The sequence below is a fragment of the Actinoplanes sichuanensis genome (genome assembly GCF_033097365.1).
GTDB lineage: Bacteria > Actinomycetota > Actinomycetes > Mycobacteriales > Micromonosporaceae > Actinoplanes > Actinoplanes sichuanensis.
Window position 1 is genome coordinate 720499 of the sequence record NZ_AP028461.1, and the last position, 18262, is coordinate 738760.

General features: G+C 70.5%; 20 protein-coding genes. 17 read left to right on the top strand and 3 right to left on the bottom strand.

All coding sequences use genetic code 11. From position 1 onward, the window contains the following. Positions 1-7: 7 nt before the first annotated feature. Positions 8-706 carry a response regulator transcription factor gene (locus Q0Z83_RS03060; protein ID WP_317792232.1) on the top strand — a complete coding sequence of 233 codons (699 nt, stop codon included), beginning with the start codon at positions 8-10 and terminating at the stop codon, positions 704-706. Continuing rightward, the gene (locus tag Q0Z83_RS03065) at positions 703-2079 is read left to right on the top strand and encodes a HAMP domain-containing sensor histidine kinase (protein ID WP_317792233.1); all 1377 of its coding nucleotides are present in this window, start codon (positions 703-705) and stop codon (positions 2077-2079) included. Before Q0Z83_RS03060 ends, Q0Z83_RS03065 begins: the two co-directional genes overlap by 4 nt. Positions 2080-2129: 50 nt before the next feature. On the opposite strand, the gene Q0Z83_RS03070 is transcribed toward Q0Z83_RS03065, so the two are convergent. Continuing rightward, entirely contained in the window at positions 2130-2807 is a 678-nt protein-coding gene (locus Q0Z83_RS03070) for a GntR family transcriptional regulator (RefSeq protein WP_317792234.1), read from the bottom strand. Between the two features lie 125 nt (positions 2808-2932). On the opposite strand from Q0Z83_RS03070, the gene Q0Z83_RS03075 reads away from it, so the two are divergent. Then, positions 2933-3880: a PrpF domain-containing protein gene (locus tag Q0Z83_RS03075; RefSeq protein WP_317792235.1), complete on the top strand. Its 948-nt coding sequence runs from the start codon at positions 2933-2935 to the stop codon at positions 3878-3880. Positions 3881-3992: 112 nt separating this feature from the next. On the opposite strand, the gene Q0Z83_RS03080 is transcribed toward Q0Z83_RS03075, so the two are convergent. Then, complete coding sequence (locus Q0Z83_RS03080) at positions 3993-4403, bottom strand: cupin domain-containing protein (RefSeq protein WP_317792236.1); 411 nt, start codon at positions 4401-4403, stop codon at positions 3993-3995. Positions 4404-4549: 146 nt separating this feature from the next. Here Q0Z83_RS03080 and Q0Z83_RS03085 point away from each other — a divergent pair, with 146 nt between their 5' ends. The 12 genes from Q0Z83_RS03085 to Q0Z83_RS03140 all read left to right on the top strand — a co-directional run bounded on the left by Q0Z83_RS03085 (position 4550) and on the right by Q0Z83_RS03140 (position 15174). After that, positions 4550-5122 (top strand): carboxymuconolactone decarboxylase family protein, encoded by a 573-nt coding sequence (locus Q0Z83_RS03085; protein ID WP_317792237.1) that lies wholly within the window; start codon positions 4550-4552, stop codon positions 5120-5122. Then, a complete protein-coding gene (locus Q0Z83_RS03090; RefSeq protein ID WP_317792238.1) occupies positions 5119-6600 on the top strand; it encodes a sugar ABC transporter ATP-binding protein in 1482 nt (493 codons plus the stop codon). The genes Q0Z83_RS03085 and Q0Z83_RS03090 overlap by 4 nt, the downstream gene beginning before the upstream one ends. Then, positions 6597-7565, top strand: coding sequence for an ABC transporter permease (locus Q0Z83_RS03095; RefSeq protein ID WP_317792239.1), 969 nt, complete (start codon positions 6597-6599; stop codon positions 7563-7565). Before Q0Z83_RS03090 ends, Q0Z83_RS03095 begins: the two co-directional genes overlap by 4 nt. Before the next feature lie 4 nt (positions 7566-7569). Then, on the top strand, positions 7570-8520 hold the full coding sequence (locus tag Q0Z83_RS03100) for a sugar ABC transporter substrate-binding protein (protein WP_317792240.1): 951 nt from the start codon (positions 7570-7572) through the stop codon (positions 8518-8520). Positions 8521-8545: 25 nt separating this feature from the next. Continuing rightward, entirely contained in the window at positions 8546-9475 is a 930-nt protein-coding gene (locus Q0Z83_RS03105) for a LysR family transcriptional regulator (RefSeq protein ID WP_317792241.1), read from the top strand. A 79-nt stretch (positions 9476-9554) separates the two neighbouring features. After that, positions 9555-10448 carry a VOC family protein gene (locus Q0Z83_RS03110; RefSeq protein WP_317792242.1) on the top strand — a complete coding sequence of 298 codons (894 nt, stop codon included), beginning with the start codon at positions 9555-9557 and terminating at the stop codon, positions 10446-10448. Next, a complete protein-coding gene (locus tag Q0Z83_RS03115; RefSeq protein ID WP_317792243.1) occupies positions 10448-11869 on the top strand; it encodes an NAD-dependent succinate-semialdehyde dehydrogenase in 1422 nt (473 codons plus the stop codon). The genes Q0Z83_RS03110 and Q0Z83_RS03115 overlap by 1 nt, the downstream gene beginning before the upstream one ends. Next, positions 11869-12651 carry a fumarylacetoacetate hydrolase family protein gene (locus tag Q0Z83_RS03120; RefSeq protein ID WP_317792244.1) on the top strand — a complete coding sequence of 261 codons (783 nt, stop codon included), beginning with the start codon at positions 11869-11871 and terminating at the stop codon, positions 12649-12651. Before Q0Z83_RS03115 ends, Q0Z83_RS03120 begins: the two co-directional genes overlap by 1 nt. Beyond that, a complete protein-coding gene (locus tag Q0Z83_RS03125) occupies positions 12641-13015 on the top strand; it encodes a VOC family protein (protein ID WP_317792245.1) in 375 nt (124 codons plus the stop codon). The genes Q0Z83_RS03120 and Q0Z83_RS03125 overlap by 11 nt, the downstream gene beginning before the upstream one ends. Further along, positions 13015-13782 carry an alpha/beta fold hydrolase gene (locus Q0Z83_RS03130; RefSeq protein WP_317792246.1) on the top strand — a complete coding sequence of 256 codons (768 nt, stop codon included), beginning with the start codon at positions 13015-13017 and terminating at the stop codon, positions 13780-13782. The genes Q0Z83_RS03125 and Q0Z83_RS03130 overlap by 1 nt, the downstream gene beginning before the upstream one ends. Then, entirely contained in the window at positions 13779-14240 is a 462-nt protein-coding gene (locus Q0Z83_RS03135; protein WP_317792247.1) for a GlcG/HbpS family heme-binding protein, read from the top strand. Before Q0Z83_RS03130 ends, Q0Z83_RS03135 begins: the two co-directional genes overlap by 4 nt. Beyond that, on the top strand, positions 14233-15174 hold the full coding sequence (locus Q0Z83_RS03140) for a uroporphyrinogen decarboxylase/cobalamine-independent methonine synthase family protein (RefSeq protein ID WP_317792248.1): 942 nt from the start codon (positions 14233-14235) through the stop codon (positions 15172-15174). Before Q0Z83_RS03135 ends, Q0Z83_RS03140 begins: the two co-directional genes overlap by 8 nt. Here Q0Z83_RS03140 and Q0Z83_RS03145 read toward each other — a convergent pair. Beyond that, a complete protein-coding gene (locus Q0Z83_RS03145; protein WP_317792249.1) occupies positions 15171-15467 on the bottom strand; it encodes a putative quinol monooxygenase in 297 nt (98 codons plus the stop codon). The genes Q0Z83_RS03140 and Q0Z83_RS03145 overlap by 4 nt on opposite strands. Positions 15468-15612: 145 nt before the next feature. On the opposite strand from Q0Z83_RS03145, the gene Q0Z83_RS03150 reads away from it, so the two are divergent. Both Q0Z83_RS03150 and lhgO read left to right on the top strand, forming a co-directional pair. Continuing rightward, positions 15613-17025: an aldehyde dehydrogenase family protein gene (locus Q0Z83_RS03150; protein ID WP_317792250.1), complete on the top strand. Its 1413-nt coding sequence runs from the start codon at positions 15613-15615 to the stop codon at positions 17023-17025. Between the two features lie 32 nt (positions 17026-17057). Then, on the top strand, positions 17058-18251 hold the full coding sequence (lhgO, locus tag Q0Z83_RS03155; RefSeq protein ID WP_317792251.1) for an L-2-hydroxyglutarate oxidase: 1194 nt from the start codon (positions 17058-17060) through the stop codon (positions 18249-18251). The last annotated feature ends 11 nt before the right edge of the window (positions 18252-18262 follow it).

Consider the following 18262-nt stretch of genomic DNA (forward strand, 5'->3'; position numbering starts at 1 on the left):
GGGGCCTATGCGGATCCTGGTGGTGGAGGACGACGCGGCCGTGCGTGACTCGCTGGCCCGTACGCTGCGGTTCCAGGGCTACCAGGTGGACATCGCGGGAGACGGGCTGGCCGCGCTCGACGCGGTGCGGGCCGGTGAGCCGGACGCGATGGTCCTCGACGTGAGCATGCCCCGGATGGACGGGCTGGAGACGTGCCGGCAGCTGCGGGCCGGTGGTGTGGTGGTGCCGGTGCTGATGCTGACCGCCCGGGACAGTGTCGGCGACCGGGTCGCCGGGCTCGACGCGGGTGCCGACGACTACCTGGTGAAACCGTTCGCCCTGCAGGAGTTGCTGGCCCGGATCCGGGCGCTGCTGCGCCGCTCGGCGCTCGCCACCGCCCCCGCTGAGCAGACCGCCGAGGATCTTCTGACCTTCGCCGAGGTACGGATGAACCCCGCCACCCGTGAGGTGTGGCGGGGCGAGCGCGCGCTGAAACTGACCCGTACCGAGTTCGGCATCCTGGAGGCGTTCCTGCGTCACCCGCGGCAGGTGCTGACCCGGACCGCGCTGTTCGAGCAGGTCTGGGGCTACGACTTCGGTGAGGGGTCGAACAGCCTGCACGTCTACCTCGGCTATCTTCGGCGCAAGCTGGAGGCCGAGGGCGAGGCACGGCTGTTGCACACCGTCCGCGGTGTCGGATTCGTGTTGCGGGAGGAGCCGCTGTGAGAGCGTGGTGGCGGTCCCGGCCCCTGCACGACAGGCTGTCGCTGCTGGTCACCGGTGCGGTGGCGGCCGCGGTGCTGCTCGTGTCGGCCGGTGCCTGGGTCAGTGTGCGGGCGATTCAGGAGAACAAGATCTCCGCGGAGCTGCTGGCCGACGCCCGGACCATCGCCGAGAACCCCTGGCAGTGGCTGGAGGCCCAGGGCGCCCGGCCGGACCCGGGCGACAAGGAGATCGGGCCCTGCTGGCAGATCCTCGACCCGTCCGGCGTGGTCGTCGGTGGCAGCGCCACCCGGCTACCGGTCACCGGCACCGCCGTCGCCATCGCCACCGCCGGGCAGCCGGACGCGCAGGAGCAGGTCACCATCGGCCCCGGCGAGTTCCTGATGCTGACCGTCCGGATCGACGGTGGGGGAGCGGTCCAGGTCGGCCTCGACCCGAGTCCGGACGAGCGGGTGCTCGCCGCGTTCGCGGCCCTGCTCCTGCTCGGCTGTGCGGCGGGCATCGCCGGGGCGGCCGTCCTCGGGCGGACCGTGGCCCGGGCCGGGCTGGCCCCGGTCGACAGGCTCACCGACGCGGTCGAGGACGTCGCCGTGTCGATGGATCTGACCAGGCCGATCGAGGTGTCCGGCAACGACGAGATCGCCCGCCTGGGCCGCTCGGTCAATGCGATGCTGACCGCCATCGACGCCTCCCGGCAGGCGCAGCGGGCCCTGGTCGAGGACGCCGGTCACGAGTTGCGTACCCCGCTGACCAGCATCCGGACGAACGTGGAGCTGCTGATCGCGGTGGAACGGCAGCCCGACCTGGCGCACCGGCTGCCGCCCGAGGAACGGGTGAAACTGCTCGACGACCTGGACGCGCAGGTGCGTGAGCTGGCCACGCTCACCACCGAGCTGGTCGAGCTGTCCCGGGAGGAGGGCAGTCGGGAGGCCATCGAGCAGGTGGAGTACGCCGAGGTGGTGACGTCCGCGATCAACCGGGTGCGGATCCGCGCGCCGGGGCTGACCTTCGACACCGATCTCACCCCGGTGACCGTGTTGGGCCGTCCCGGCGAGCTGGAGCGGATGGTGGTGAACGTGCTGGACAACGCGGCCAAGTGGAGCCCACCCGGCGGCACCGTCACCACCCGCCTGACCGGTGGCGTGCTGACCGTGGCCGACAGCGGGCCGGGGATCGCCGACGAGGACCTGCCGCACGTCTTCGACCGCTTCTACCGGGCCACCGCGGCCCGCTCGATGCCCGGCTCCGGGCTGGGCCTGGCGATCGTCGCGCAGACCGCCACCCAGCATGGCGGCGGCGTCACGGCCGGCCCGAACCATCCACAGGGAACGGTCGTCACCGTGCGGCTGCCCGCCGGTGTTCAGGTGCCGAGGTAGCGGCTGCCCGCCGGTGTTCAGGTGCCGAGGTAGCGGCTGCCCGCCGATTTTCAGGTGCCGAGGTAGTCGATCGCGCGCAACGCCTCGATGACGCTGGCGATGTGCTCGCGCATGGCGTCCTCGGCGGCCTTCGGGTCGCGGTCGCGGATGGCCGCGATGATCCGCTCGTGCTGCGGCAGCGACCGTTCCGGCCGGCCCGGCACCAGCGACAGCATGTACTGGTGACGGACGATCTGGCCGCGTAGCGTCTCGACGATCCGGTCCGCGGTGCCGTGCCCGGCGATGTGCCGGACCAGCGCGTGCAGCCGCTGATTGAGATCGCTGTAGCGGCGGTGCTCCCCGGCGTCGACGGCCCGGCGCATCAGCACGGCGATCTCGTCGAGTTCGATCGCCTGATCCGGGTCGACCCGCTCGGCCGCGCGGGCCGCGATCAGGCCCTCGACCACCATCCGGACCTCGGTGATCTCGACCGCCTCGGCCGTCGACACCTTGCGGACCTGCGCGCCCCGGTTGCGCTGCATCTCGATCAGACCCTCACCGGACAGGTCCTGCAGGGCCGCCCGCACGTTGAACCGGCTGGTCTCCAGACGAGCGCAGAGTTGCGCCTCGACGAGCCGCTCGCCGGGCAGGTACTCGCCGCGCAGGATCGCCTCGCGGAGCGTGTCGCGCACCTGTGCCGCCGTGTTCGCGGCGCGGGCCGGGCGTCGTTCGGTGTGCTCGGGCGGCATCGGTTCCCCTTTCCGCCGCTCAGCTTCGGTGGAACCCACAGGATTGTCAACAATTGCCGGACGATATGGGGTGAGCCTATCGTTTGCCAGCGACATGATTGTCGACAACTTCTCGGGAGGGCCTCATGGCGTACGGGATCCCGGTTCAGGTGTTACGCGGCGGTCGGTCCAGGGGCGCGTACTTCGTGGGTTCCGACCTGCCGTCCGACCCGGCCGAGCGGGACCGGCTGCTGCCCCGGCTGCTCGACTGGCCGGGCCCGCTGGCCGGTCGGGTCGCCGTGGTGGAGCGGACCACCGAGGGTGTCGACTACCGGTTCCTGCGGGTGGACGGCACCACTGTCACCGAGCCCCGGCCGTGCACCGACCTGCTCGCCGGTGTCGGCCCGTTCGCCGTCGAGCGCGGCCTGGTCGCCGCGGACGGCGGCACCACGGCGGTCCGGGTCCACATGCCCGCCACCGGAGTCGACGTGACGGTGCACGTCCGCACGCCGGGCGGCCGACCCGCCTACGCCGGCGACACCGTGGTCAGTGGGGTGCCGGGCACCGCGGCCCGGTTGCTCCTCGAGTTCGGCGACGCGGTGCTGCCGACCGGCCGGGTCGCCGACGACCTGGACGGGGTGCCGGTGACCCTGGTCGACAACGGCGTTCCGGTGGCCCTGGCCGACGCGTCCGCGCTCGGTGTCACGGGGCACGAGACCCCGGCCCGCCTGGAGTACGACGAACGCCTGCGCCACCGGGTCGGCCGCCTGCGCCGCCTCGCCGCCGACCTGCTGGGCGCCGAGCCGGAGATGTGCCTGCTCGCCGCGCCCGCCGACGGCGGCAGCCTGGCCACCCGTACCGTCCGGCCGCACCGCGTGCACACCGCGATCGGCCTCCGCGCCGCGGTCGGGGTCGGTGCCGCGGCCACCCTGCCCGGCAGTGTGGCCGCGCGGCTGCTGCGGGTCGCCGACCGGGCCGTGGTGCCGCGCGACGTGCTGCGCCTGGAGCACCCGACGGGCTTCCTCGACGTGGTGCCCGGCTCGTCCGCGGTCAGTTCCGCCCGGCTGGTCCTGGATGGCCGGCTTTTTTGTTGACATCTTTGTCGACGATTCGTAACGTGCCCGTCACGCCCGACGCCGGGCAGGCTCCCGGCGCCGTCTCCGACGCGCTGGGACGGCTCGGGGAACCAGCCAGGGGGTTGAGATGTCAGTCGCGGCCCATCTGGTCCTGCGCCGACAGGTGCTCGACGGTGATCCCGGTGTCGGTGAACGTCCTGGTCACGTGCCCGGAGGTGTAGACCCAGAGGATTCGCAGCGGCCCGTCGCCGACATTGCGGAACAGGTGCGGGACCGGCGACGGGATGTAGGTGGTGTCGTGCCGGCCCAGTCGGGTCACCGTCCCCTCGACCAGCACCTCGGCCTCGCCGTCGAGGACCGTCACGTGCTCGTCGCAGTTGTGCGAGTGCATCGGCGCCCCGGTCCCGGCCGGATAGACGCTGATTCCGCTGGTGATCCGGTTCTCGCCGCCGGCCGCCGTCGTGGTGATCAACGGAGTGGTGACGATCGCTCCGCCACGGTCGAGGACGGGCACCAGCGAGGCCTTGATGATCACGGTCATCGCCGGAGCGTAGGCCGCCGCGGGCCACGCGAGATGCAGCCTTACCTTGCGCTTCCAGCCGTGTGAAGCCTTACCACCCCGGCGTTACGTTCTGGCGAAACATCCACCCCGAGTGCTCGGGATCACAAGCTAGAGGCTGGTCAGCGATGAGACTTCCCGTGATCGATCCGGACGAGATGACCCCGCGTCAACGGGAGGTCGCCGACCGGATCGCCGGCCGCCGGGGTGCCGTTCGCGGCCCGTTCCGGGTGTGGCTGAACAGTCCCGAACTGTGCGACCGGGTCGAGGCGCTCGGCGCGTTCCTGCGATTCGACTCCAGCCTGCCGCTGCGCCTGCGGGAGCTGTCGTTGCTGATCGCCGCCCGCCACTTCGACGCCCAGTACTCGTGGAACGCGCACTGGGAGAAGGCGGTCGCCGAGGGCATCCCGGCCGAGGCGGTCCGGGCCATCGCCGAGCGCCGCCTGCCGCTGTTCGACCGCGCGGAGGACGACGCGTTCTACCGGTTCTGCGTCGAACTTCTGGAGAACCACTTCGTGTCCGCGGAGACGTTCGCCGAGGCCGAGAAGCACTTCGGCGCGCAGGGCCTGGTCGACACGGTCGGCTCGCTCGGCAACTTCAGCATGCTGGCGCTCTGCCTCAATGCCTTCGAGGTGGACCTGCAGGCCGACCGGGAGCCGCCGTTCCCGGACATCCGCGGTTACGCCCGGATCCGGGCATGACGGTCCTCGCCGTTCGCGGCGTCACCAAGAGCTTCGGTGGCGCCCGGGCCCTGACCGACGTCTCGGTGGAGTTCCAGGCCGGCGAGGTGCACGCGCTGATGGGCATGAACGGCGCCGGCAAGTCCACCCTGGTGCAGATCCTCTCCGGGGCGCTCACCCCGGACGCCGGACAGCTGCGGATCGACGGTCACGAGCTGCCCCACCTGACCCCGCGCCGCGCCCGTAAGGCCGGCATCAGCACCGTCCCGCAGCGTCGCGAGCTGGTGATGAGCCTGACCGTCGCGGAGAACATCATGCTCGGCGACCTGCCCACCCGCCGCTCGGTGGTGCGCTGGCGCAGCGTCCGGGCGGCCGCCCAGCGGGCGCTCGACGACCTGGGCATCGCCATCGACGCGGGTGCGGTCGCCGGTGACCTGACGGTGGCCGAGCAGACCATGGTCGAGGTGGCCCGCGAGGTCCGCCGAGGTGGCCGGGTGCTGATCCTGGACGAGCCGACCGCCTGCCTCGGTCCGGAGGCCGCCGCCCAGATCCGCGAACTGGTTCGCCGGCTGCGCGACACCGGGGTCGCGATCGTCTTCATCTCGCACCACATCTCCGAGGTGCTGCACCTGGCCGACCGGATCACCGTCCTGCGCGACGGGCGGGTCACCTGGGCCGGGCCGGCCGCGCACACCGACGAGAAGGGCCTGGTCCGCGACATGGTCGGACGCGATGTCGTGTCGCGGCGCCCGATCCGCCCGGCCCGTTCGCCGGAGGTCGGGATCAGCATCCGGCAACTGTGCGACGGACGTTTCCTCGACCGGTTCGACATCGACGTACGCCGTGGGGAGATCGTCGCCGTCCTCGGACCGGCCGGTGACGCCCAGTCCCGGCTGTTCGACCTGCTCTCCGGCCGCCGCCGGCCGGACAGCGGCACGGTGACGGTCGGCGGCCGCCCGGTCCGGCCCGGCCGGATCGGTCACTCGCTGGCCAGCGGTCTGCGCTGCGTGACAGGTGACCGCCGTCGTCTCGGCCTGATCCCGGGCCTGAGCATCGACGAGAACGTGATGCTCGCCCAGGACCGCCTGGACCGCCGCCGGATGCACCGCTGGGGACTGCTCGCCCGCAGGGCCGCCCCGCTGCGTGACGGCTACCGGGTCGTCTCCCTGGTCCGCAACCCGCCCGTGGAGCAGCTGTCCGGCGGCAACCAGCAGAAGGTGCTGCTGGCCAAGTGGCTCGGCACCGAACCCTCGGCGGTGCTGCTGGAGGACCCGACCAACGGCGTGGACGTCGCCGCGATGGCCGAGATCCACAGTCTCGTCGACGAGCTGGCCGGTCGCGGCGTCGCCGTGCTGCTGGCGTCCTCGTCAGCCGAGGAGGTGATGCGTCTGGCCGACCGGATCGTCGTGGTCCGCGACGGCCGCCGCCGCACCGAACACCGGGCCGACCGGATCACCCGCGACGAGCTGATCGCGGCCACCCTAGGAGGAGCGCTGTGACCACCCAGCAGACTCTCGCGAAGCCCCCCGTCCTGCGTCTGCGGTCGATCCCGCACGCCGGGCTGCTCACCGTCCTGGTCACGATCGTCGTCTTCGCCAGTGTGCGCACCGACGCGTTCCTCAACCCGAACAACCTGATCAACGTGGCCCGGCAGGTCAGTGTGGTCGCGGTGATCGCGGCCGGGCTCACCCTGCTGATGGTGGCCGGCGGCATGGACTTCTCGATGGGCGGCAACGTCGCGGTCACCACCGCGGTGGCGGCCCAGATGATCGCGCACGGCTGGTCGACGGCCGCCACCCTGGCCGTCGCGATCACCCTGTCCGTCCTGGTCGGACTGGTCAACGGCGTGGTGGTGACGTTCACCCGGGTCGCCCCGTTCGTCGCCACGCTGGCCACCGCCACCCTGCTCGACGGTGTCGCGCTGCTGGTCATCGACGGCATGAGCATCTCGATCGACGACCACCTGTCCGGCCTCGGCAACGGCAAGACCCTCGGCCTGCCGAACCTGGTCTACGTGGCGGTCACCGTTCTCGCCCTGACCGCGTTCGTGATGCGCTACACCACGTTCGGCCGGGACGCCTTCGCGATCGGCGGCAACGAGGACGTGGCCCGGCTCAGCGGCATCGACGTGGTCCGCGACAAGCTCGTGCTCTACGGCCTGGCCGGTGCTCTGTCCGGTCTCGCCGGCATCATGCTGCTCTCCCGCCTGGCCGCCAGCAGCCCCGGCACCGGCGGGCTCCAGCTCCAGCTCACCGCGGTCGCCGCGGTCGTCATCGGCGGCACCTCCCTGGCCGGTGGCAAGGGCACCATCGGCGGCACCGTCCTCGGCGTCCTGCTGCTCGGCGTGGTCGCCAACGTGCTCAACCTGCTCCAGATCTCCTCCTACTACCAGCAGATCTCGGTCGGCGCCGTGCTCCTCGTCGCCGCCATGGCGAACACCCTCCAGAGCCTCGGAAGGCGATGAAACAATGACCTCATCCCTGCGTGTTCTCGGTTCCCTTCTCGCTACCACCCTCTGCGCCGCCTCGCTGAGCGCCTGCTCCGGCGAGACGGCCGACGCCTCCGGTGACACCGGCCGGACCTTCGGGTTCGTCAACGGCGGCACCACCGAATTCCACACCTGCCTGCAGCGGGCCGTCGAGGCGGAGGCGAAGACCGCCGGTGCCACGGTGATCGCCGCCAACTCCAAGCAGGATCCCGGCACCGAACTGTCCAACATCGAGGACATGATCTCCCGCAGCGTCGACGCGCTGATCGTGCAGACCGTCAACGTCGACGCGCTGAAGAACGACATCACCAAGGCCAAGGGCGCGAACATCCCGATCTTCCTGACCTCGGTGATCACCAGCGACACCTCGGACATCCTCGGCGCGGTGGTGGTGGACCTGGTCGGCGTCGGCAAACTGGACGCCGGCTTCATCGCCCAGGACGCGGCCGGCGCCCAGGTCGAGGCCGGAGTCATCGCCGGAGCACCCGGAGCCGCCTCCGACAAGCTGGTCAAGGGCTTCACCGAGGCCCTGCCGGCCACCGTGACGGTGGTCGCCAACCAGCCGGGCATGTTCAACCGGGCCAAGGCGCAGGACGTCGCCGAGAACATGATCCAGGCCCACCCGAACCTCAAGTACGCGTTCGTCGCCAACGAGGACATGGCGTTCGGTGCGCTCCAGGCGTTCCAGGCGGCCGGTAAGGACGTCAAGATCGTCACGGTGAACGGCACCGACGACGGTCTCGCCGCGGTCAAGGACGGCCGGTTCGCGGCCACCGTGGCCAACTCGGCGACGGTCACCGGGCAGCTCGCGGTCCGCAACACCATCTCCCTGCTCGACAAGAAGTCGAACGAGAAGATCACGAACACCCCGATCAAGCTGATCACCAAGGACAACCTGGGCGAGGCCCCGCAGTACTGCCTCGAAGGCTGATTCCCCGTTCCACGAGGAGGATCCGATGGATCGCATTCTGGTCATGCGCAGCTTCGTGACGGTCGCCAAGGTCGGCAGCTTCAGCGGTGCCGCCAAGCAGCTCGGCACCTCCGGTTCGCTGATCTCCCGGCACGTCGCCGACCTGGAGAAACAACTCGGCGTGCACCTGGTCAACCGCACCGCGCGGTCGGTCAGCCTGACCGAGCCGGGGCTGCGCTACAGCGAGTTCGCCCAGCGGATCCTCGACGAGATCGACTCGGAGGACGCCCGGATCGCGGAGCTGCACGACCGCCCCGAGGGTCCCCTGTCGATCATCTGCCCGAAGTGGATCGGCGGCCTGGATCTCGGCGACGCCATCGCCGCGTTCTCGGTCGCCCATCCCAAGATCGCCGTACGGTTCGAGCTCGGCGGCATGTCCGACCGCACCTACGACTTCCTCGACTCCGGCTTCGACGTCGCCTTCCACACCCGTGACCTGCGCGATTCCAGCGTGCGACTGAAACGGATCGCGTCGCTGCCGTTCGTGCTCTGCGCCTCGGACACCTACATCGCCCGGCACGGGCTGCTCACCGACGCCAACGACCTGAGCAACCACGACTGCCTGGTGCACGTCAACGACCCGGTCTGGCGGATCGGGCACGGCCACTCCAGCACCCTGCACAAGATCCGCAACATCGCGTTCCAGTCGAACTCGTACATCGCCCTGCACAAGGCCGCCGTGCATGGGCGGGGGATCGCGCTGCTGCCCAGCCGGTCGGCGTACGACGACCTGGTCGACGGTCGGTTGCGGGTGCTGCTGCCGGAGCTGCCGGTGCCGAGCCGGTCCCTCTACGCCATCTACGGGCCGGCCGCGCAGGCACCGCGCAAGGTCGAGGTGTTCCTCGCGTACCTCACGAAATGGTTCGCCGAGAATCCGCTGCCGGTCTTCGAGGAATCGATGCGATCCGTGCAATGAAGGGTTGCGGAATCACCCGGTCTTAACGCCCGAAATCGCTCCTAGGCTGACCATCAGCAGAGCAGAAAGGCAGGCGGCGGTGGGAATCCAGCGCATCGAGTCGGTGACGTACACCGTCGACGACCTCGACACGAACGTTCGTTTCTTCACGGATTTCGGCCTGACCCCGATCTCGCAGAGCCAGGACCGGGCCGTCTTCCAGACCAGGATCCGGCAGACCCTGATCCTGGACGCGGCCGCACGTCCGGACCTGCCGCCGCCGGTGGAGAACGGGCCCACGCTGCGGGAGATCGTCTGGGGCGTGGACACCCCGGCGGAACTGGATCGGCTGGCCGAGAAGGCCGGTGCGGCCGGGGAGGGTGTCCGGCGCACTGTCGACCGGACCGGCTTCGGCGTCGGGCTCACCCTGGTGGGGGAGACCGGCCCCGAACACGAGCCACCCCGCATTTCTAATAAATCCGGATATGTCGTACGGGTGAACCGGGCACTGGAGAGTGTCGGCCCGGTCCGCCCGATCCGGATGTGCCACGTCGCCCTCAACATCCCGAAGGAGGGCCGCGAGGAGGCGGTCGCCTTCTACACCGATCTCCTCGAGTTCATCCCGACCGACGTGGTCAAGCCGATGGGCACGTTCATGCGTGTCGAGGGCGACGCCGACCAGCACAACTTCCTGCTCTGCCACCGGCCCGACAGAGCCGGCGTGAACCACGTGTCGTACGAGGTCAACGGCTTCGACGACGTCATCGAGGGCGGCAACCACATGATCGAGCGGGGCTGGCAGGAGGCCCGCAAGCTGGGCCGGCACACGGTCGGCTCGAACGTCTTCCGGTTCGTGCACGCGCCCTGCGGTGGCCGGGTCGAACTGGCCGCCGACATGGACCGGATCGACGACTCCTACGGCACGCGGGTGCACGAGACCACCCCGCCGCACCACATCTGGACACTGCGCACCAACCGCGATCGGGGCGAATGATGGATCTTTCGTTGTACATCGACGGTGAGTGGATCACCGACCGCGCCACCCTCCCGGTGCTCAACCCGGCGACCGAGGAGGTGATCGCCCACCTGCCGCTGGCCACCGCGGCCGACCTGGACCGGGCCGTCGCCGCGGCAGTGCGCGGCTTTCGCGTGTGGCGGGACACCCCGATCGCCGACCGCACCCGGATCCTGCTGAAAGCCGCCGACCTGCTGACCGCCCGGGCCGACCGGGTCGCCCGGGTGATGACCCTGGAACAGGGCAAACCCCTGGCCGAGGCGCGGGGCGAGGTGCTCCGGGTGGCGGGCGCGTTGCGGTGGGACGCCGAGGACGCACGACGGGCGTACGGCCGGATCATCCCGTCCGAAGCCGGCACCGTCCTGTCGGTGCGGCACGAGCCGGTCGGCCCGGTCGCCGCGTTCACGCCGTGGAACTTCCCGGCCGGCTCCCCGATGCGCAAACTCGCCGGTGCCCTGTCCGCGGGCTGCTCGATCGTCATCAAGGCATCCGAGGAGACCCCGAGCACCGCGGTCGAGATCGTCCGCTGCTTCGCCGAGGCGGGACTGCCGCCCGGCGCCCTCAACCTGGTCTTCGGCGACCCGGCCGAGGTGTCCACCCACCTGATCGAGGCGCCGGAGATCCGGCTGATCGCGTTCACCGGCTCGATCCCGGTCGGCAAGCTGCTCGCCGGGCGGGCCGGCGCGCAGATGAAACCGTCGCTGATGGAGCTCGGCGGCCACGCCCCGGTGATCGTCTGCGCCGACGCCGACCCGGTTCAGGCCGCTCGCAAGGCCGCCGTCGCCAAGTTCGTCAACGCCGGCCAGGTCTGCACCTCGCCGAGCCGTTTCCTGGTGCACGAGTCGATCCACGACGAGTTCGTCGCCGCCTTCCTGGCCGCCGTCGATCGGGTCGTCGTCGGCGACGGTCTGGACGACGGCGTCACCATGGGCCCGCTGGCCAACCCGCGCCGGCTCAAAGCCATGGAAGAGCTGGTCACCGACGCGGTCAGCAGGGGCGCGGTCCTTCAGCGGGGCGGCGAGCGGTTGGACCGGCCCGGGTTCTTCTTCCCGCCGACGGTGCTCACCGGCGTACCGCTGGACGCGCGGGTGATGGTCGAGGAGCCGTTCGGGCCGATCGCGCCGATCGTGTCGTTCGCCGACCTCGACGAGGCGCTGCGGATCGCCAACACACTGCCCTACGGCCTGGCCGCGTACGGCTTCACCCGCTCGTCGACGACCACGGAGAAGCTGGTCACCGGCTTGGAGGCGGGCATCCTGTCGATCAACCACTGTGGTGGGTCGGTGCCCGAGGCGCCGTCCGGCGGGGTGAAGCAGAGCGGCTACGGCCGGGAGGGCGGTCCCGAAGGACTGGAGGCGTACCTCGTCACCAAGCGCGTCTCGCACCTGCTGGTCGACTGATGCGCTACGCCCGAATCCGGCTCGACGGCCGGCCCGTGCACGCGGAGATCGACGGCGACATCGCCCACCTGCTGGACGGCTCACCCGTCGACGGGAAGCCACGGCGCACCGGGTCGTCCGTACCCCTCGGTGGTGTCGATTTCCTGCCGCCGGTGATTCCTGGGGTGTTCTATGCCGTCGGCCTCAATTACCGCGCCCACATCGAGCATTACGGGAAGCCCGTCCCGGACCGTCCGGAGGTCGGATACCGGGCCAACAACGCATTGACCGGTGCCCGTCTCCCGATCGTGAAGCCGGCCGAGGTGAAAGGACGTTTCGAGGCCGAAGGCGAACTGGTCGCGGTGATCGGCCGCACCCTGCGCCGGGCCGGGAGAGCCGAGGCCCAGGAGTCGATTCTCGGCTGGACCATCGGCAACGACGTCTCCGCCCGGGAATGGCAACACCACGACCGCACCTTCTGGCGCAGCAAGAACAGCGACACCTTCAAACCGATGGGCCCGTGGATCGAGACCGATGTCGACCCGCTCGTGCAGACCACCACGGTCCGCATCGACGGCGTGGTGAAAGCGGAGTTCGCGACCGGCGACATGGTCTTCGACCCGTTCGACTACCTGGTCGAGATGACGAAATACCTCACCCTGCACCCCGGCGACGTGCTCTGGATGGGCGCCGACAGCACCGTCCAGCTCGAACCCGGTTCCACCGTGGACATCGAGATAACCGGAATCGGCACCCTGTCCAACCCCGTCGTCGACGAGAGAGGCACCCCGCATGTCCAGTAACGCCCCCAAGTACATCCACCACGTGAACTTCCCGACCACCGATCCGGAACGCACCAAGGAGTGGTATGCCAAGGTGTTCGGGCTGAAGGCGATCACGCCGAAGAGCAACACCCGGGTCGTGCTGATGACCCGCGGCAATTTCGATCTGCATTTCACGCCGGTCGAGGAGATGGACCGGATGGCGCCCTACCACTTCGCGATCGAGGTGGAGGACTGGGACGGATTCCTGGAGCACCTGAAAGCGCTCGGGATCCGGCACACCAGGCCGATCGAGCGCCCGGAGAACCAGTCGAAATTCTGCTACATCCACGACCCCGACCACACCATGATCGAGCTCGTCTACCACGGAAAGCGGCCCGCCTGATGCCCTTCGCCACCGCTCCGGACGGGGCGAACATCTACTACGAACGGCACGGTGACGGCCCGACGATCCTGTTCGTGCACGGCTCCGGCGGGCACCACGCCGCCTGGTGGCAGCAGGTCGCCGCGCTGCGCGACAGGTTCACCGTGGTCACCGTCGACCTGCGCGGCTTCGGCCGGTCCGACTCGTCGATGCCCGAGTTCGACGGGCAGGACTTCCCCGGCGACCTGATCGCCGTCCTGGACGCCGAGGACCTGCGTGACGTGCTGCTCGTCGGCCAGTCGATCGGCGCGGTCGCGGCCCTCAAGGCGGCCCTGAAGCGCCCGGACCGGGTCCGCGGTGTCGCGCTCGGCCACTCGCTCGGCGGGCTCTCCCACCCGGAGCTGACGGCGCTGGTCGACGCGGACCGCGCCGAGGCGGTGCGGCTGCCCGTCCTGGACCGGCTGCTCAGCAAGCGGTTCCAGGAGCAGGAGCCGGCCAGGACGTTCCTCTTCCAGCAGATGGGCACGTTCAACGTGGCCAAGATGGCCGACCTGCGCAACCTCGCGGTGGACGGGCCGACCATCGACGACATCGTCGCCTCCGGCGTCTCCGTCACCTTCCTGGCCGGGGAGGCCGACGCGGTGCTCAGCGTCGCCACCGTCCGCCGCGCCCACGAGCTGGTCAAGGGCTCCCACCTGGTGGTCGTGCCGGGCGCGCCGCACTCGATGTACTGGGAGTCGCCCGACCTCTACAACGCGGCCGTCTCCGCGTTCCGGGAGTCGCTGTGAAACTCACCCTCGCCGAGGCCGAGACCATCCTCGCCCTCGTCCTGAACCGCGGTGACCACCTGGGCAAAGCGCTCAGCGTCGCGATCGTCGACGCCGGCGGCCACCTGATCACGGTGAAACGGTCGGACGGCGCCCGCGCGCTCACCCCGAGCATCGCGATCGCCAAGGCCTACAGCGCCGCGATCATGGAACGGCCGACCAACATGCTGTACGACTGGGCGCAGAGCAATCCCGGCTTCTTCGCGCAGCTCAGCCAGATGGCCGCGCACCCGATCGTGGCCACCGAGGGCGGCGTCACGATCAAACGGGACGGCGAGATCCTCGGCGGTCTCGGCGTCTCCGGTGGCACCCCGGCCGAGGACCAGCAGGCGTGCGAGGAAGTGTTGACGGAGCTCGGCTACGAGCTCGTCTTCGCCGCTTGGGGGAAGAGCGCAGGGTGGGGGAAGAACCGTGGCTGACACCTTCAAGTTCCGCATCGATCACCACGGCAGCCTGGTCCGCCCGCCCGAGCTGCTGCCGTCGGCGAGCCGCGAGGTCCAGGACGCCGCCATCGCCGAAGCGGTCCGCAGACAGCGCCGGCTCGGCCTCACCGTGGTCACCGACGGGCACTTCCGCCGGGCCGACCTGCACAGTGCGGTGCTCGACGTGGTGCACGGCCTCGACGACGGCGTGCTGAAAGCGGACCGGTCGCTGGTCGCCGACGACACCGCCGCCATCGCGGCGCAGACGAGGGTGGCGGCCAAGGCCACCCTGCCGTCACCGGCGTGGATCGCGGCCAGGACCTTCCGGCCCGGCGGTCCGTGGGCTTCGGCCCGCGAACTCGGTGAAGCCCTCGCCCTGCTCATCCGGGACGAGATCGAGGCGGTCGTCGCCCGCGGCGTCCGGCTCATCCAGATCGACGATCACGGGTACGGCGAAGGCGTCTACCACTCGGGCGGTCTCTCCTTCGCCGACGCCGTGGCCGTCGACACGCTCGCCGTCTCGATCGCCGACAAACCGTTCGACGTGCGGATCGGCCTGTGCCCGCTGACCCGGGTCGGTGCGGACTTCGACGCCGAGCACCTGTTCACGTCGATCCCGGTGGACCGGTGGATCCTGCCCTACGACACCGGCGTGCCCGCCGAGACCGACCTGCTCCGGGCGGTCCCCGCCGACCGGGACGTCTGCCTCGGCATCGTCGACCCGCGCGTGCCGCGGCTGGAGGACATCGACACGGTGATGGACCGGATGGACACCGTCGCCACGATCCGCGACCTGGAGGACGTGGCGATCAGCCCGAGCAGCGGTTTCGCCGACGTCGCCGACCGTCCGCTGCTGGGCGTCGAGGATCAGTGGCGCAAGCTGATCCACGTGGAGACGTTCGCCCGCATGTGCTGGGGCAACGAGCTCTAGTCTGCGGGGAGCGGCGCGGCGAACGTGACGCGCCGCTCCCGTAGGCGCGGGCGGACCACCCCGACGATGTGTTCGGCGAAGTGGTCACTGGCGGCGTGCGCCTCGAAGCCGGCCCGGTCGGCGTACACCTCGTAGAGCACGAACGCGTTCGCGTCCTCGGTGTCGGCGTGCACCACGTAGGCCAGGTTCGCGGGCTCGGTCCGGGTGTGCTCGCGCATCGCCAGCAGCGACGCCCGGACCAGTTCGGTGTCCTCCGGAGCGCACCGGTAGTGGGCGATGACGGCGTAGGTCATGACGGTCTCCTTTCGCGGTGGACGGGCCAGCGCATTCCACCAGGGAAATGGCCACGCCGGGCGCAACCAATGCTTCCCCCGGAACGCCTGGTGGCCCCCTTTTCCGCGTTCCTAGCATTCGGCTGACCTTGAGTGAGGAGCAGCGATGTCCCTTCCGACCATGCAGACCCTGGCCGGCGGCCGGTGGATCGGCGGCGACGACTGGATCGACGTCTTCGATCCGGCCGATGTGCGAGAGCCGTACCTTCGGGTGCCCGCACTGACCGCCGAGCGGGTGACCGCGATCTACGCGGACGCCGAGGCCGGGTTCGCGGTGTGGCGGGCGACGTCGGCGATCACCAGGTCGGCGATCCTGGCGAAGGCGTCGGCGCTGCTGCGGATCCGCAACGCCGAGATCGCCGACGCGATCGTCCGGGAGAACGGCAAGTCGGAGGTCGAGGCCCGGGTGGAGGCGGAGAAGGCCGCCGACTTCTTCGACTACTACGCGGGCGCGGGCCGGGACGGCTACGGCTCGCTGATCCACGACGTACGCCCCGACACCCGGACCGGCTACCAGCGCGAACCCCTGGGCGTGGTGCTGGCCGTCACGCCCTGGAACGACCCGTTGATCACCCCGGCCCGCAAGCTCGCCCCGGCCCTGGCGGCGGGCAACGCGGTCGTCCTGAAACCGGCCTCGGAGACCCCCACGTCGGCGTTGTACCTGGCCCGGGCCCTGCACGACGCGGGCGTACCGGCCGGTGTGGTGAACGTCGTCACCGGCCGTACCGCCGAGATCTCCGACGCTCTGCTCGACGACCCGCGGATCGCCGCGGTGAGTTTCACCGGCGGCAACGAGGTCGGCGAGGCCCTGCGGGTGCGGTTGGCCGCCCGGGGCGTGCGGTTCCAGTCCGAGCTCGGCGGTAAGAACGCGTCGGTGGTGCTGGCCGGCGCGAACCTGCCGAAGACGGTGACGGCCGTGGTCGCCGCCGCGTTCGGCCAGGCCGGGCAGCGGTGCACCGCGACCAGCCGGCTGCTCGTCGACCGGGCCGTCCACGACGAGTTCCTGCCCCTGCTACTGGCCGAGATCGCCAAGCTGCGGCTCGGTCCGCTGGTCAGTCGGGCCCGGCAGCGCGATGTCGTCGCGCACATCGACCTCGCGGTGAAGCAGGGCGCCGTGGTCGCGCTGGGCGGCACCGAGGTGCCCGGCCCCGGCTGCCACGTCGAGCCGACCGTGCTGACCGGGGTGACCGTGGACATGGACGTGTGGCGCGAGGAGGTGTTCGGCCCGGTCCTGGCGGTGCGCGTGGTCGACGGCCTGGACGAGGCGATCACCGCGGTCAACGACACCAGATACGGGCTGGCCGCCGCCGTCTTCACGGACAGTCTCGCCGCCGCGCACCGGTTCCTCGCCGAGGTCGACTGCGGCCAGATCGCGGTCAACACGACGACGTCCGGGTGGGACGTGCACCAGCCGTTCGGTGGTTTCCGGCACTCCGGGTCCCCCTTCAAGGAGCAGGGGCCGGAGGCGATGCGGTTCTATACCAAGGTCAAGACCTTCGCCATCCACTTCGGCAGCTGACCGCGGATGGCCGCATCAGAGAGGCAACTCACGTGGCGGACGAGATCATCGGGATCATCGGGGCCGGCATCGTCGGCCTGGCCATCGGGCGGGAGATCAGCCTGCGGCGGCCCGGCACCCGGGTCGTGGTCGTCGAGAAGGAAGCCGAGGTCGGGCAGCACCAGACCGGCCACAACTCGGGTGTCGTGCACGCCGGCATCTACTACCCGCCGGGCAGCCTCAAGGCGGAGCTCTGCACCCGTGGGCGGCTGCTGCTGCGCGACTACTGCGCGGAACGCGGCATCGCCTACGACGAATGCGGAAAACTCGTCGTCGCGGTTCGCGAGGATGAACTGGGGCGCCTGGACGATCTGGAGAAAAGGGCGCGGGAGAACGGCGTACCCGGTCTGAAAAGGGTTGATCGGAGCGGGATCCGCGATATCGAACCGCACGCCGCCGGCCTCGCCGCGCTGCATTCGCCGGAAACGGCGATCACCGATTTCCCGGGCGTCACGAAGGCGTTCGCCGAGGACATCCGCAAGGCCGGGGGAGAGGTACGGCTGAACTTCGGTGTCACCGCGATCAAACGGAACGTCGGGTCGATCCGGATCGAGTCGGGCGACCAGAGCGTGACCGTCGACCGGGTGATCGTGTGCGCCGGCATCCACTCCGACCGGGTGGCCGGGCTGGCCGGTGACGTCGCCGAGCCGCGGATCATCCCGTTCCGGGGCGAGTACATGCGGGTCAGCGACGAGAAGGCGGACCTGGTCCGCGGCATGATCTACCCGGTTCCGGACCCGCGCTACCCGTTCCTGGGGGTGCACTTCACCCGCCGGGTCACCGGGATCGTCGAGGTCGGCCCGAACGCGGTGCTGGCCACCGCCCGCGAGGGCTACACCCGGACCCGTTTCTCGATCCCCGACCTGGCCGGGATCGCGGCCTGGCCGGGCACCTGGCGCATGGCCCGAAAGCACTGGCGGACAGGCGTCAAGGAGGTCCGCGGCTCGCTGTCGAAGAGCCGCTACATGGCCGAGGCGATGCAGTACGTCCCGGAGATCGGCGCCGCCGACGTGGTCCGGGCCGGCGCCGGTGTGCGCGCCCAGGCGCTGGACCGCGACGGCAGCCTCGTCGACGACTTCCGGATCCACCGCCTGGGTCCGGTCACGGCCGTCCGGAACGCCCCGTCACCTGCGGCGACGTCGTCGCTGGCGATCGCCGAGCACGTGGTGGCCGAGGTCTTCGGATGAGTCGTCTCCTG

Coding starts and splice junctions, on each gene's coding strand:
- Q0Z83_RS03060 (WP_317792232.1), top strand. CDS start 8: ATGCGGATCCTGGTGGTGGAGGACGACGCGGCCGTGCGTGACTCGCTG.
- Q0Z83_RS03070 (WP_317792234.1), bottom strand. CDS start 2,807: ATGCCGCCCGAGCACACCGAACGACGCCCGGCCCGCGCCGCGAACACG.
- Q0Z83_RS03075 (WP_317792235.1), top strand. CDS start 2,933: ATGGCGTACGGGATCCCGGTTCAGGTGTTACGCGGCGGTCGGTCCAGG.
- Q0Z83_RS03080 (WP_317792236.1), bottom strand. CDS start 4,403: ATGACCGTGATCATCAAGGCCTCGCTGGTGCCCGTCCTCGACCGTGGC.
- Q0Z83_RS03085 (WP_317792237.1), top strand. CDS start 4,550: ATGAGACTTCCCGTGATCGATCCGGACGAGATGACCCCGCGTCAACGG.
- Q0Z83_RS03090 (WP_317792238.1), top strand. CDS start 5,119: ATGACGGTCCTCGCCGTTCGCGGCGTCACCAAGAGCTTCGGTGGCGCC.
- Q0Z83_RS03100 (WP_317792240.1), top strand. CDS start 7,570: ATGACCTCATCCCTGCGTGTTCTCGGTTCCCTTCTCGCTACCACCCTC.
- Q0Z83_RS03105 (WP_317792241.1), top strand. CDS start 8,546: ATGGATCGCATTCTGGTCATGCGCAGCTTCGTGACGGTCGCCAAGGTC.
- Q0Z83_RS03115 (WP_317792243.1), top strand. CDS start 10,448: ATGGATCTTTCGTTGTACATCGACGGTGAGTGGATCACCGACCGCGCC.
- Q0Z83_RS03120 (WP_317792244.1), top strand. CDS start 11,869: ATGCGCTACGCCCGAATCCGGCTCGACGGCCGGCCCGTGCACGCGGAG.
- Q0Z83_RS03125 (WP_317792245.1), top strand. CDS start 12,641: ATGTCCAGTAACGCCCCCAAGTACATCCACCACGTGAACTTCCCGACC.
- Q0Z83_RS03130 (WP_317792246.1), top strand. CDS start 13,015: ATGCCCTTCGCCACCGCTCCGGACGGGGCGAACATCTACTACGAACGG.
- Q0Z83_RS03145 (WP_317792249.1), bottom strand. CDS start 15,467: ATGACCTACGCCGTCATCGCCCACTACCGGTGCGCTCCGGAGGACACC.
- Q0Z83_RS03150 (WP_317792250.1), top strand. CDS start 15,613: ATGTCCCTTCCGACCATGCAGACCCTGGCCGGCGGCCGGTGGATCGGC.